17 protein-coding genes and 1 pseudogene are annotated in these 12,716 nt (G+C 40.7%); 13 read left to right on the top strand and 5 right to left on the bottom strand.

Translation table 11 applies throughout. From position 1 onward, the window contains the following. Window positions 1-464: zinc ribbon domain-containing protein (locus tag AC075L_RS02835; RefSeq protein WP_008704309.1), on the top strand; the 464-nt coding region annotated here is incomplete at its 5' end. 26 nt (window positions 465-490) lie between these two features. Then, window positions 491-784, top strand: coding sequence for a hypothetical protein (locus AC075L_RS02830; RefSeq protein WP_020993853.1), 294 nt, complete (start codon window positions 491-493; stop codon window positions 782-784). A gap of 258 nt (window positions 785-1,042) precedes the next feature. Here the strand turns inward: AC075L_RS02830 and AC075L_RS02825 are convergent, their stop codons facing one another. From AC075L_RS02825 to AC075L_RS02815, 3 genes are all read right to left on the bottom strand, one after another. After that, on the bottom strand, window positions 1,043-1,168 hold the full coding sequence (locus AC075L_RS02825; RefSeq protein ID WP_476387103.1) for a hypothetical protein: 126 nt from the start codon (window positions 1,166-1,168) through the stop codon (window positions 1,043-1,045). Between the two features lie 88 nt (window positions 1,169-1,256). After that, window positions 1,257-1,955, bottom strand: coding sequence for a serine aminopeptidase domain-containing protein (locus AC075L_RS02820; protein WP_476387102.1), 699 nt, complete (start codon window positions 1,953-1,955; stop codon window positions 1,257-1,259). A 229-nt stretch (window positions 1,956-2,184) separates the two neighbouring features. Then, window positions 2,185-3,048: a serine hydrolase domain-containing protein gene (locus AC075L_RS02815; protein WP_476387101.1), complete on the bottom strand. Its 864-nt coding sequence runs from the start codon at window positions 3,046-3,048 to the stop codon at window positions 2,185-2,187. Between the two features lie 393 nt (window positions 3,049-3,441). Here AC075L_RS02815 and AC075L_RS02810 point away from each other — a divergent pair, with 393 nt between their 5' ends. The 6 genes and pseudogenes from AC075L_RS02810 (at window position 3,442) to AC075L_RS02785 (ending at window position 6,813) form a co-directional block, all read left to right on the top strand. Continuing rightward, window positions 3,442-3,564 (top strand): hypothetical protein, encoded by a 123-nt coding sequence (locus AC075L_RS02810; RefSeq protein ID WP_476387100.1) that lies wholly within the window; start codon window positions 3,442-3,444, stop codon window positions 3,562-3,564. Between the two features lie 37 nt (window positions 3,565-3,601). Further along, window positions 3,602-4,168 carry an AlkZ-related protein gene (locus AC075L_RS02805; protein ID WP_476387099.1) on the top strand — a complete coding sequence of 189 codons (567 nt, stop codon included), beginning with the start codon at window positions 3,602-3,604 and terminating at the stop codon, window positions 4,166-4,168. 63 nt (window positions 4,169-4,231) lie between these two features. Continuing rightward, complete coding sequence (locus tag AC075L_RS02800) at window positions 4,232-4,756, top strand: SOS response-associated peptidase (RefSeq protein ID WP_476387104.1); 525 nt, start codon at window positions 4,232-4,234, stop codon at window positions 4,754-4,756. 69 nt (window positions 4,757-4,825) lie between these two features. Further along, a pseudogene (locus AC075L_RS02795) lies at window positions 4,826-4,948 on the top strand (DUF4186 family protein); the annotation flags it as partial. A 4-nt stretch (window positions 4,949-4,952) separates the two neighbouring features. Beyond that, window positions 4,953-5,147, top strand: coding sequence for a DUF4186 family protein (locus tag AC075L_RS02790; protein WP_476387098.1), 195 nt, complete (start codon window positions 4,953-4,955; stop codon window positions 5,145-5,147). A gap of 391 nt (window positions 5,148-5,538) precedes the next feature. Then, on the top strand, window positions 5,539-6,813 hold the full coding sequence (locus tag AC075L_RS02785) for an MATE family efflux transporter (protein ID WP_476387097.1): 1,275 nt from the start codon (window positions 5,539-5,541) through the stop codon (window positions 6,811-6,813). A gap of 105 nt (window positions 6,814-6,918) precedes the next feature. Here the strand turns inward: AC075L_RS02785 and AC075L_RS02780 are convergent, their stop codons facing one another. Further along, on the bottom strand, window positions 6,919-7,644 hold the full coding sequence (locus AC075L_RS02780; RefSeq protein WP_008704295.1) for a LysR substrate-binding domain-containing protein: 726 nt from the start codon (window positions 7,642-7,644) through the stop codon (window positions 6,919-6,921). Window positions 7,645-7,697: 53 nt separating this feature from the next. Continuing rightward, window positions 7,698-8,546 (bottom strand): AEC family transporter, encoded by an 849-nt coding sequence (locus tag AC075L_RS02775; protein ID WP_476387096.1) that lies wholly within the window; start codon window positions 8,544-8,546, stop codon window positions 7,698-7,700. Window positions 8,547-8,777: 231 nt separating this feature from the next. Between AC075L_RS02775 and AC075L_RS02770 the strand changes: the two genes are divergently transcribed. The 5 genes from AC075L_RS02770 to AC075L_RS02750 all read left to right on the top strand — a co-directional run bounded on the left by AC075L_RS02770 (window position 8,778) and on the right by AC075L_RS02750 (window position 12,525). Continuing rightward, window positions 8,778-9,707 (top strand): AEC family transporter, encoded by a 930-nt coding sequence (locus AC075L_RS02770; RefSeq protein WP_008704291.1) that lies wholly within the window; start codon window positions 8,778-8,780, stop codon window positions 9,705-9,707. A 260-nt stretch (window positions 9,708-9,967) separates the two neighbouring features. Then, window positions 9,968-10,168 (top strand): hypothetical protein, encoded by a 201-nt coding sequence (locus AC075L_RS02765; protein ID WP_008704289.1) that lies wholly within the window; start codon window positions 9,968-9,970, stop codon window positions 10,166-10,168. Window positions 10,169-10,210: 42 nt separating this feature from the next. Next, window positions 10,211-11,110, top strand: coding sequence for an Ig-like domain-containing protein (locus AC075L_RS02760; RefSeq protein ID WP_044952094.1), 900 nt, complete (start codon window positions 10,211-10,213; stop codon window positions 11,108-11,110). A gap of 100 nt (window positions 11,111-11,210) precedes the next feature. Further along, window positions 11,211-11,393, top strand: a complete 183-nt coding sequence (locus AC075L_RS02755) for a hypothetical protein (RefSeq protein ID WP_476387095.1) — start codon at window positions 11,211-11,213, stop codon at window positions 11,391-11,393. Window positions 11,394-11,538: 145 nt separating this feature from the next. Then, window positions 11,539-12,525, top strand: a complete 987-nt coding sequence (locus AC075L_RS02750; RefSeq protein WP_022381252.1) for a transglutaminase domain-containing protein — start codon at window positions 11,539-11,541, stop codon at window positions 12,523-12,525. The last annotated feature ends 191 nt before the right edge of the window (window positions 12,526-12,716 follow it).

Raw genomic sequence — 12,716 nt, 5'->3', positions numbered from 1 at the left:
GTATGGGAAAGATAATCGAAGGTCTCTGGGATTGCCCGTTTTGTGGGAATAAAAGGATTAGAGCCGGTCAAAAAACCTGTCCCGATTGTGGGCATCCGCAGGACGAAAATACAAAATTCTATATGCCGGATGAAATTAAATATGTTTCTGAGGAGGAAGCAGAAAAGATCAGCCGTAATCCGGACTGGCAGTGCAGCTTTTGCGGCAGTCTTAACAGCGACGATCTGAATGTCTGCAAAAACTGTGGTGCCACAAAAGAAGATTCGGAGAGAAACTACTTCGAGATGAGGCAGCAGGAAGAGGAAAAGAAACGAAAGAAAGAAGAGAAAAAAGAATCCTGCCAGAAAAATATCCCCCAAAATACACCAAAGAAAAAGCCACTGCTGAGGCGGGTGCTGCTCATTCTGGGAATCTTCGCAGCAATCATTTTTGGCATGATGTCATGCCTGGCACCGAAGATGTAGAAAAACCAGTCTACCGGAAGGAGCCTGTGTATGCTACAAAATATTACTATGAAATAGACAAATGGACGGTTGTCGATACTGCAAAAAGTTCCGGCAATGATCAGAACCCTTCCTGGCCGGAACCGAAACTTAAAGACGGACAGAGAACAGGAGCAGAAGAAGAGCATTATTTTGTGACCGCTACATATGAGAAAAAGAAGGGCAAGACCGAAACAGGAAGATATGAAATGGATTTTTCTCAATGGAAAGAACTTAAAAAAGGCGAAAAAATAGAATTAAAAATTGATGCTGCTGGATTCGCAGAGATTAATCAAAAATAAGATATAGATATACCCGGAGGGATACTTCGAACCTTTATTAAACAAGGAGATTCATAGTTTTGGCGTGAGTCTCCTTGTTTAATGCTTTTCTCATGTTATAAGGTAGCCCGCATCATTGCATTTGTGCAATGCCTGCAGGCAGATATTGCTCCGTTTATTATACATGCGGAGAATAAAGAGGAGTACGAAGGGCGACTGGACAGCCCGGCACGACTGGAGCAGCTTTTCAGGGTAGAGCATCGGGTTCTGATTGTAGTATTATTTTCTCAAATAATCGGCGATTGCCTTAAATACCGATTCATATCCGGAGTCATGCAGGATATCGTGAGTTCCGGGAAAGCTTCTGATCTCCGTATCCGGGTTGTTTTCTTTGTACGCTCTCATATACCTTTCGGACGCCTTTTCCAAAACCGGATACCGGATTCTTTTTCCATACAGGAATAAAGTTGTGAAATGGTATTATTCGGATTTTTTAGGTTTCGGCTGGCACATCTCCATGCCTTTGGAAAACTCGCAGAAAAAAGCAGGAGACACATCCTGACGAACAAGAACTGTCATCAGCGTACTCCTCCTTCTCTTTCCATGATCCGTCAAGGAGCCAGTAATTGGCCGGTCTGCCTTTGAACTTTTTGCCATATGTACCGAACATCAGATCATAGATACTTCGACTCAGAAGCACAGGACATCTTTCCGGTATATTTTTTCCCGATTCCAGGTTCTCCATGGCATCCTCATCAGGAAAGCGGACTGCGCACCGGTACCGATCAGGATTTCTTTTTTTATAGGGAGTCAGATCAGCGTTTGTCCTTACAATGAAGGAACCCAAGAAAATCCCGAAAAGATAGATACACGGCAGGTTCGGGTATTTCCGGACAACATATTCCCTTGCTGATACCATATCTTTAACTGTGTCGTTCCAGTCATTAATGTACAAACAGGATGATCTTGGTGTGGTGCTGTGTCCGTGGCTGATGATGTCATTGCCAAAGACAATGTATCCGCGGCTGGTAAAATACTTTGCAAATTCCACATATCTTCCCATATATTCTGTCATTCCATGGCAGATCTGGATCAGGCCTTTGAGATCGCCCTTATATTCCGGTGCATAGATCTCCAGGTGCATGGTGGTGTCTTTATCGTTTGATGAAATTGCTATACATATTCTTTTCACTATATTTCCTCATTTCTTATTTCTCTGTAATATGCCAGATTTTGCAAAACAGAATAGATGGTGTCAGCGATAACCTTTTCTTCTGGTCGGATTTATTTCGCCGGCAGAACCATCTTCTTGCGTGAAGCATTATATTGCTTTTTTTCAGAAAAGGAAAGTGTTTTTTTGCATACCTGGAAAAAAGTTGTTTAGGATGTTGAGGAGTCTGGTTTTCCGCGGAGAAAAGATATTACAGTTTTGCGCAGACAAGCTCATAAACTGTCTTCAGAAGTTCGTCTCCCCTGCGACATTCTGAAACAAACGAAACGACTGCGTTTTTTTTCGGAAGGATCATAGATATCTGGGAGTATTTTCCATCCGCCCGGAAAGAATTATATTCACCACGCCAGAAAAGATAACCATAGTATCCAACATCAGCTGCCTTTGTACTTTCTTCTATCCATTTCTCAGACAGTATCTGTTTTCCATTCCACTTGCCTTTATTAAGATAAAACAGTCCAAATTTGTGAAGTTCAGAAAGGGTCAGAAATAATCCGCCGGCTCCAAAACTGTTTCCAAGTGGATCAGTCTCCCATGTAGGACGTTTTATTCCAAGTTTGGCAAAAAGTCTGGGTGTAAGGTAAGAAACCAGATCGCAGCCGGAGCGTCTTTGTACAAGAATGCCTGCCAGATAGGGACCAACGTTATTATACACAAAATGCGTACCCGGCTTATACTTAAAGGGAATAGCCAGAGACATTTTTACCCAGTTATCTTCTTCATATAAAGGTCGTTGTTCTCCCATCAGACTGCCCTTCTCCTGTCCAAGGCACATGGTAAGAAGATCACGAACAGTTGCTTCTTTCAGGTTCTCATCTATACACTCCGGCAAGTCACCTGAAAACGCTTCTGTTAGTTTTTCATTAAGATCGATCAGCCCTTCCTGAACAGCAAAGCCAACTGCACAGGATGTGAAACTCTTTGTTGCAGAATAAATATTCCTTCTGCATTCCGGTTCGCTGTACCACTCTGCTGCAAGTTCATTATCTTTTGAAATTTTGATTCCAAGAACATTATATTCTTTTACTTTCTTAACAAAATCTGAAATATCCATAATATTTACACCCTTTTTGTGCTTAAATGTATTTTATTACTTTTATATTAACACAAAAATGGTGGATAAACCAGTTATTGCAGAAGGTGGTATATTACTATATTTCATCTTTAGACAAATTTCAATATTAAATATTGATTTTGTCTTTTTGTTATACCCGAATTTCAGCAAGACATTGCATCTTAATCCCTCAATATTCCCTTTTTTATCATAATTAAATCTTTCTGCTGATATTTTCATCAATGCAGTATTGGCAAATTGCTTAAGTTAATGACATTGTGTATGAACAGTAACAAAAATGTCATCAATTTTTTCGATAAAAATATATATCTTTGTCTTGCCTTGTCAATGTGTGGTATACTTAAGACAGCAAAATACAGAAAGGAGAAAGTCATGGGAAACGAAGCAGGGGAATGGATCATTCATGGAGTAACATGGGATGATCCGAAATGCATCCACGATGTGGATGAAGCAGTCGAATATATCAACCGGGTTGGTTTTCTTCCTCTTTTTTAAGAACGAAATTCCGGGGTTTTCTCTGGAGGAACGGACAGTGGCAGAATATTGGTGGTCTGATGATCCGGTGAGGGATCCGTGGAGATGGAGGATTGCCATTGCCAAAAGACATGATGTTCTTTACGGAAAATTCTTTGCCAAAAAAGCCGGGTTTATTTCCAAAAAATGGCTGCCGGTATTTGCCAACTATCGCAGGGACGGCTATGATTTTGATGCTCTGTTTGAGGATGAAAAAGCACCGATCAAACATAAGAATATTATGGATCATTTTATGGAAAATGATGCAGAAATCTACTCCTACGAATTGAAAAAATTGGCTGGATTTGGAAAAGATGGCGAAAAGGGATTTGACGGAGCCATTACCAGCCTTATGATGCAGACATATCTGTGTAACTGCGACTTTCGGAAAAGGATCAATCAAAAAGGCGTGGAGTACGGCTGGGATGTGGCTGTGTATTCTTCTCCGGAACACATTTATGGATATGACCATGTTACTTCCTGTTATAAGGAAGATCCGCGGACATCCTGGGGAAAAATTGTTGATTATATGAAGCAGCTTTATCCGGAAGCTAAGGATATGCAGATAAGAAAGATTCTAAAATAGGAGAGAATATGTGCAGCAGATATTATATAGATCTCGATATGATGGAGGAGATTTCCAGAGTGGATACAGAGCGTCGATGGGAGGATCCGGCTGACACAAGGAGATATCCGTCCGACCGATGTCGCACCGGTCATTGGACAGTCAGAACATAGACTGGAACTGGGTATGTGCAGATGGGGATATCCCCTGTCAAAAGGTAAAAATCCGGTCATCAATGCAAGGGTGGAAACCGTCATGGATAAACCTTCTTTTCAGAACGGAATCTTATATCACCGGCTGTTGATTCCGGCAGGTGGGTTCTATGAATGGAATTCCCTGAAAGAAAAGAGTACCTTTACCAGACCGGATTCCTCTGTGCTGTATATGGCAGGATTCTGTGACTGGTTTGAGAATGAACGAAGATTTGTGATCCTGACTACCACAGCGAATAATTCCATGAAAAAAATCCATGATCGCATGCCTTTAATCTTGGAAAGGGAACAAATCACAGACTGGTTTGATAATAACAAAATGCCTGTACTTCTGCGCCAGACACCGACTCTGCTTAACCGACAGACGGAATATGAACAGCAGAGTCTGTTTTCATAGAAAGTGGTGAGTTTTAATGACAAAGGATGAATGGTACAAGCAACTGTTCGAGAAACTTGAAAACTCCAGATTTCGGAGCAGATTTCGATAGTTAAGCAGAATGATATTGATTATATTCATGAAAAAGGACTGGATACGATCCGGAAACACGCAGAGGATTTCATTACAAAACGGGAGGCTCCTGCATATATCCCAAATGATGGAAAACAGACACCCATGCGCGGTCACCCGGTATTCATCGCACAGCATCGCAACTGCGACCTGCTGCCGGGAATGCATCCGCAAATGGCACAAGATACAACCCGGCCGGAATGGCGGTCAGGTGCAGCAGGAGTATCTTGTCGATGTGATCATGACATGGATTGAGAGAGAATTGGAAAACGCACGATAAAAGGAGGCTTTAATTACATGAAAAGAAAAAGAATTTCATTCCTGACAATGCTGATGCTGGCAGTCATACTGCTGATGCCGGCATCCATATTTGCCTGTGCATAGCCACGGCACATTCCTGCAGTGGGGAAATCAATAACTCCCTTGCGGATCAGTTCACGAACTTTTCTTTGGGGACATATCTACATAAGGTGTGATATCAAAAGCCATAATAAATTACCTCCTGTTTCGTACTTTACAATATAAAAGTATTGTACAGTAAACTGACAGGAAATGCAATGCTATAAATAGTGGCGGCTTGATTTTTATATAAAATATTTTATAATAGGAATGCCGAAGGGTGCTGCCGGACGCGTTGTGAACAGCAATAATATATGAATGGGGGAATGAGAGTGGCAGCATATGAAAAGAGTAAGAGTGTGAAGTTAAAATCGATCAGTACCATGACAGAAGGGACCATCTGGAGACAGATCTTTCTGTTTTCTATTCCATTGATACTGGGAAATCTGCTCCAACAGATGTACAATACAGTGGACTCAATTATTGTAGGAAATTTTGTGGGCAGCAATGCACTGGCTGCAGTTGGTTCCAGTACGTCGCTGATTTGTCTGCTGATTGCATTCAGTATGGGGGCATCTGCAGGTGCGGGAGTTATTGTATCCCAGTTTTATGGAGCAGGAGATGAGAATGGCGTTCAGCGTTCTGCACATACAGCCTTGATGCTTGCGCTTATTCTGGGAATTGTTCTTACTATCGCTGGAATTGTATTTTCACCTGCAATTCTCAGGTGGATGAGAACTCCGGAAGAAGTAATGAATCAGTCAGTTCTGTATTTGAGAATTTATTCTTATGGACTGGTTTTTAATGTCATCTATAATATGGCAGCGGGGATCCTGAATGCAGTAGGTAACTCCAGACGTTCGCTGATGTATCTGGCAGTAGCTTCGTTTTCCAATATTTTTCTGGATTTATGGCTTATCGGCGGAATGCACATGGGAGTCGAGGGTGCTGCAATTGCAACAGATATCAGCCAGGTACTTTCCTGCATTTTTGCATTATGGTTTTTGATGAGAGTTCCGGATATTTACCGCATAAATCCGAAGAAACTTTCCATTGATAGAACAATGGCAGGACGGATTATCCAGGTAGGTCTGCCGACTGCAATTCAAAACACGGTAATCTCCTTTTCAAATGTACTGGTACAATCTGGTGTCAATGGATTCGGAGCCAGTGCAATGGCGGGTTTTGGTGCATACCTGAAAGTAGATGGGTTTAACATTCTGCCGGTAATGAGTTTTAGTATGGCAGCAACGACTTTTACCGGTCAGAACTATGGTGCGGGAAAAACAGACAGAATCAGGAAAGGATTGAGAGTAACTCTTGGAATGAGCGTGCTTTATACGATTGTGACAGGAATTCTCCTGCTGACCTTTTCCAGACCGATCATAGGGATTTTCAGCAGTGATAAAGAAGTGATCTACTTATGGGGCACAGGCAATGAAATATCTCTGCCCGTTCTATTTCCTTCTGGGAATTATGCATTCCCTGGCAGGAACCATTCGCGGAACAGGAAAGACGGTACCTCCCATGGTAGTGATGCTGCTTGCATTATGCCTGTTCCGTATTCTGTGGATTCAGTTTGTGGTTCCACATTTTACCAGCATTGATATTATATATGTACTGTATCCTGTTTCATGGGCTGTAGGAATGGTACTCATGCTTATCTATGCATGGAAGGGAAATTGGATGCCAAAAAAATATCAGAATATTAATCAGACTGTCTGATAGTATTCTTTTACATAGTGAATGAACTGGCGTACATGGGATTTCAGAATTCTGTTTTTACTGTAAACAATATAAAAACTGCGTTTGTGAGCAGATTCTTCTAATGGAAACAGAAGAATCTGCTTTGTTTTTTGCAGGTCAACGACAGATCTGGCAGAAAGAATGGAAAATCCAAGCCCGTTTACAATAGATTTTTTGATTGATTCCAGGTCATTCATGCGGGCTACTACATTCAGACTGGAAGGTTCAATACCGGCATTTTCCAGAAAAATATCCATTTCCTTTTTGGTTCCGGAGCCTTTTTCCCTGATGATAACAGGATCCTTGATAAAGTCCTGAAAAACAACAGGTTGTTCTTTTTGTTTTAAGTTTAAATAATGATCATTCACAGGGGTAGCAATCACCATATTATCCTGACAGAAGGGAATAAATACACAGCTGTCGTCTCCTGTATTCTGTCCTGTCAAAGCCAGATCTACGGTCCCATCCAGTACACGGTTAATAGCGCCGGAACTGTCTGTCTGCCAGGAATGGAAATATACATCAGGATACATTCTGCCAAAACCTGCGAGAAGTTCAGGAAGGAGATAAGAAGAAGGAATGGTGGAGGCTGCCAGATCAATGATCTGCTTTCTGGAACCGGTGAAATTCTCCAGAAGATTGTTGCGGATATCCAGAATGCGGAAAGCGCTGTCGTAGAGTTGGTATACCACACTTTTTTATAAATGAAATTTATAAATATTTATAAAAAAGTATTATATTTAAATCATCCGATAAAATGAAAAATCCAGTAAATAAATGGAAGTGTAAAAACAGAACAGATAGTTGTAACAAGAATTCCACCCATTGCATAATCGCCATCTGATCCGTAGGTATTTGCCATCATTACCACAGAGGACATAACTGGCATTGCAGAAGTCAGAGCCATGGTAGTGCGGATTTCTGAAGAAACCGGAAGATATCCAAGTAATACATAGAAGAAAAGCGGAAACAAAAGCATTTTTAGGATGACAATTCCATAATAATCCAGTCTCTGGATATTTTTCAGTACATCGATACAGGCGAAAACACCGCCAAGATAGATCATTGCGAGAGGTGTGGCGGTCTGGCCGATTTTCTGAAGGGAATTGTTCAGAACATCAGGAAGCCGGATTCCTGTCAGCACACAGATCACAGCAAGAAGGATGGAAACAGTAACAGGATTGATCAGCTTCCGGAAATCAAAACGGTTTTTTTGACTGTCTGTACCTGAAGTAAGGCGTACACCTGCTGTCCACAGCATGAGCTGATCAATAATGGTAAATACACAGATGTAGAGCATACCGTTTTCCGGATAAATACTGGTTACTATGGGAATACCCATAAATCCCACATTTCCGAATACGCTCATGGCACTGTAAAGCTGCCTGTGGTTACCATGCAGATGAAAAAAAATACCAGATATGTAGCTGAGTAAAAACAGACATATATACATAATTCCCGCAATCAGAAAAATGCTCAGTGAATGAAAAAGAGTTTTACGTTCCACTCCGTTTACAGTATTGATAAAAATCATTACAGGAAGCGCCAGTTTTATTACAAATTTTGAAATGACTTCAAGATTTTCTCTGTTCATAACCCGTGTGCGGAATCAGGATCACGCCTGCAAGCATGTAGATCACGAACATTCCGATCTGAGCAGTCAGAATGCTGAAAGTATTCATTTAAGTTCTCCTTTTTTTTCGTAAATTCACATAAAATTATAACTGCAAAAAAGTGAAAATACAACAGAAAGTATAGGTGGCGAAAAATGTTTTTTTGAGTTACAATAAACAAAGCTGAGTTATATATTAGGAGGAGTAAAAAAGTGAATGTATTAGAAATTGTTCTGCCTGTACTGGTTATGATCGTGGTCGGTATGCTGTGCAGAAAATGGAAGATTCTGACCAGAGACGGAATCAATAACATGAAGGTGCTTGTAACGAATGTTATGCTTCCGGTTGCTATTTTTCATGCTCTGGCAACAGCGGAATATAATAAAGAAACCGGAATCCTGATTTTGATCATGTTTGTAATGCTGGTAGTATCCTTTGGTCTGGGCTTTTTGCTGAAGCCATTTCTGAAAGGAACCTATCAGAAATATCTACCGTTTATGGTAAGCGTATATGAAGGGGGACTTATGGCCTATCCGTTATATACAAGCCTCTGTGGCAGTGAAAATCTTTCCCGTATTGCAGTTCTGGATATTGCCGGACTGCTGTTTGGATTCAGTGTATATATGGGAATGCTGGGACAGGTGGAAAACGGTGAGAAGATTGATGTGAAAAAACTGTTTTTCAGTGCATTAAAGACTCCGGCATTTATTGCAAGTATCCTGGGAATTATTGCAGGATTATCGAAGGTGATCCTTGCAGTTTTAGACAGTCCTTTCGGAGGCGTGTACCAGAGTGTGGAAAATATTCTCACCACATCTGTGACTGCCATTATTTTACTGGTAGTGGGATACAGCATGGAACTGAATGCGAAATTATTAAAGCCATGCATTGCCACGATCATCTTACGTGTATTGCTTCAGGCAGTGATGATCGCAGGAGTTCTTGTTGCTGTACATTATCTGGTAGGTGATGATCGGCTGGTCAATCTTGCAATTATCAGTTATATGTCAGCACCGGCCACATTCAGTATGCAGACTTTTATGAAAGATGAAGAAGGAAGCGCTTATGTTTCCACAACAAACTCCATGTACTGTCTGGTATCTATTCTTGTATATATAATTATGGCAGTGACAATCTACTGATCATGAAATCTGAATAACAGAAAATGAAAATTACCGCGGATTGAAATAGACCTGGCGGTAATTTTTGTATGTCGCAGGAAATTACTTCGTAATGTACCTGTGATATATAGTGCTCCGCATGAGGCGTAGAATCCTGTAAACGGGAAAGGGGTTGCAGATATTTAAATAATTTGGTAAAAACAACTAAAATATATTGAATGATGGTAAAAAATATTGTAAAATAAAACGAAAACAAAGACTTGTGGAAAGGGAGCATACGTATGGAGAAAAGGTATACGATTGGTGTAATGATCGGAAATGCAAATTCACCGCATACGATGAATCTGATGCAGGGTATTTTTCATGCAGCTAAGTCTATGGACGTAAATGTTCTGTTTTTCTTGGGATTCACAGTAGTTATTACTATAAATCTTATTTTGGCGAAGATACGGAAGATGATTATGATTATCAGTTCAATGTAGTTTATGATTATCAGGCGTTCGCAGATGCGGATGCATTGATTATTGCATATGGTTCCCTTTGTATTTTTCTGGACGAAAAAGAAAGTAAAACTTGCATCCCTGAAGCCGGATACGGATACCACAAAGATCACACTGAAAGTAAAGGAGAAAAAAGAGTTCCCTTGTACAGGCATCAGTTATTTGTCAAACGTAAAGTATTCTTCTGATAACAAGAAGGTAGCAAAAGTCAATTCTTCCGGCGAGATCCAGGCAAAAAAAGCCGGTACAACTTATATCAGGTGTAAAGTTAAACAGTATGGCGATACTTACAATCTCGTCTGCAAGGTAACGGTCAAAAAAGAAGGAAATATCAAAGATCCAACTTCAGCTTACCGGAATCTGATACAAAGTTATGAGAAAAAATATGGGGAAGCTCAATTAAATGAGCAGAAACAGTTTTGGACGGGACTATGCTATGCCAAATTGTTGGATTTCAATAATGACGGCATCAACGAACTTATCCTGACATACCAAACAGAAAGGTATAACAAAGACAAAGTTCAATATCATGTAGAATTGTGGAAGTATGGCGGAAAATCTGCAAAACGGGTTACCTCACGTATTTCATGGTCTGGAAACAATATGCCATATTTTGGAGGTTTGGGTATATGTAAATACAACGGAAAATATCTGTTAGAGCTAACTGGTAATGCGTGTGGGGATAATTATTACTATGGAACCAAAAAAGATGGGTCTGTTGGACTGGTCCACAAGTTCATATGGAAGGGGGATGCAATGGAAGGAGACTGGTATATGGACGGCAAGAAAACCTCAGGAAATATGTATGAAACTTATTACAAGAAATATCATGCAAACGCTACATGGTATAGCTTTGCTCAGTCATCAAATAACAACTTAATAAGAAAAGAACTTTCAAATACCAAACAGAAATTAGGAATGTAATTTCTGTCTGGTCGTTGCCAGGACATGAATCCTTTTCAAGCCTAAGTTGTATCTACCGGGCATTCTCAAGGAATTACATCAAAATAAAAGAAGGAAAACCATGAAATTAGAAGAAAGAAAACAAAACTCATTTATACAGAAATCAATATTTTTGCTGATAATAATGACATTATGGATATGTCTCGGAACAGGTTTTACGGTAAATGCAGCGCAAAGAGAAGATACAAAACTCTTGGAAATATATGACGGAAAAGTCTATAGAGGCAAGTCAGATTCAGTTTAAGGCAGAGGTAGCCACTCCAGACTCTAATCGGATTCAGACATCTATCGTTCAGAAAAGCCGGTATCTCAAGGTGGAAAATTAGAAAAACTGGATAGTTTCAGGGTGATCAGGAGACTTCTGGGAAGTCCTTGGTGACAATCTGTATATGAACTACGGGGATAATTTCAAGGTACAGTGCTATTCCCATGATACATGCGTGGAGGGAAATCTGACTTTTGTAGATACTACGGCAAAAGCCGGACATCAATATTCCTACAGACTGGTCTATGGCGACATGGTGTATGATCCGGACAGCGGAGAATATAGCGTGGAGATTGTATCAAATATCATTGATGTAAAGGCCAATCTGCAGACACCGGAGCTTTACAAGTGTTACTCCACGGACAATAAAACCGTAAATCTTTCCTGGAGCTATATCGCACAGGCAGACGGCTACAGGGTGTACCGATATGATAACGGAAAGTGGTCATTCCTGAAAAATGTCAAAAAAAGAAATGTAATCTCCACAACTGACAAAAATGTACAGGCCGGAAAGACTTATCAGTACAGAGTGCTGGCGTACAGAGTCATAAAGGGCAAAAATATTTACAGTTCCAAAAGCAAAGCCCGAAAGATCACCTTAAAAACAGCAACTGTAAAAGGTGATTATCAGTATGGCAGCGTCTACGGTCCGTATCTGGACGCGCAGCATCTGGCACAGGTCCGGAGTGTTGTCCAGAGTTTCAAGATCAATTACATCCGTAAAGGAATGTCAGACTATGACAGGGTACTGACTGCATATAATTATCTCCGCAGCAACTGCAGCTACGCTTATAAAGGCTGGCAGTATAATTATGCAAACACCGCCTGGGGTGCATTGGTATATGGAGAAGCACAATGCTCCGGATATGCCAGAGCCATGAAAGCACTCTGTGATGCAATCGGAGTAGACTGCAGATATGTACACGCAGACTCCAAGGCAAGTAACCCAAGCCATCAGTGGAATCAGGTAAGAGTTGGCGGCAAATGGTATATTCTGGATGCGCAGTCTGGCGGATTCCTGCTTGGCAGCCGGACATGGAAGAAAAAGGCAGGTATGTCATGGGATACCAAAGGATTACCAACCTGCAGCGTGACGGATTACAAAAAGTGATCAGAATGGAAAGAGACTTCAGTTAATATGACTGGAGTCTTTTTTGCATCTCAAAATACTTTTATTCTCCGCGGAAAACCACTTTTGCATATCCATTTATCCAATTTTTCCTGGGACAATGCCTCCGCGGAGGAGAAATGTTCTTAATTTTTCTTCCTATTTTTTTTATATTATCTCCAAATGAATTTTAG

This window comes from Blautia sp. ZXY-1-B12 (assembly GCF_056339915.1).
The sequence above is the reverse complement of the archived record's forward strand: the minus strand, read 5'-3'. Positions and strand labels throughout refer to the sequence as shown.

Coding starts and splice junctions, on each gene's coding strand:
- AC075L_RS02825 (WP_476387103.1), bottom strand. CDS start 1,168: ATGAGAGCGTACAAAGAAAACAACCCGGATACGGAGATCAGAAGCTTT.
- AC075L_RS02815 (WP_476387101.1), bottom strand. CDS start 3,048: ATGGATATTTCAGATTTTGTTAAGAAAGTAAAAGAATATAATGTTCTT.
- AC075L_RS02810 (WP_476387100.1), top strand. CDS start 3,442: ATGGGAAACGAAGCAGGGGAATGGATCATTCATGGAGTAACATGGGAT.
- AC075L_RS02790 (WP_476387098.1), top strand. CDS start 4,953: ATGATGGAAAACAGACACCCATGCGCGGTCACCCGGTATTCATCGCAC.
- AC075L_RS02775 (WP_476387096.1), bottom strand. CDS start 8,546: ATGAACAGAGAAAATCTTGAAGTCATTTCAAAATTTGTAATAAAACTG.
- AC075L_RS02765 (WP_008704289.1), top strand. CDS start 9,968: ATGGAGAAAAGGTATACGATTGGTGTAATGATCGGAAATGCAAATTCA.
- AC075L_RS02755 (WP_476387095.1), top strand. CDS start 11,211: ATGAAATTAGAAGAAAGAAAACAAAACTCATTTATACAGAAATCAATA.
- AC075L_RS02750 (WP_022381252.1), top strand. CDS start 11,539: ATGAACTACGGGGATAATTTCAAGGTACAGTGCTATTCCCATGATACA.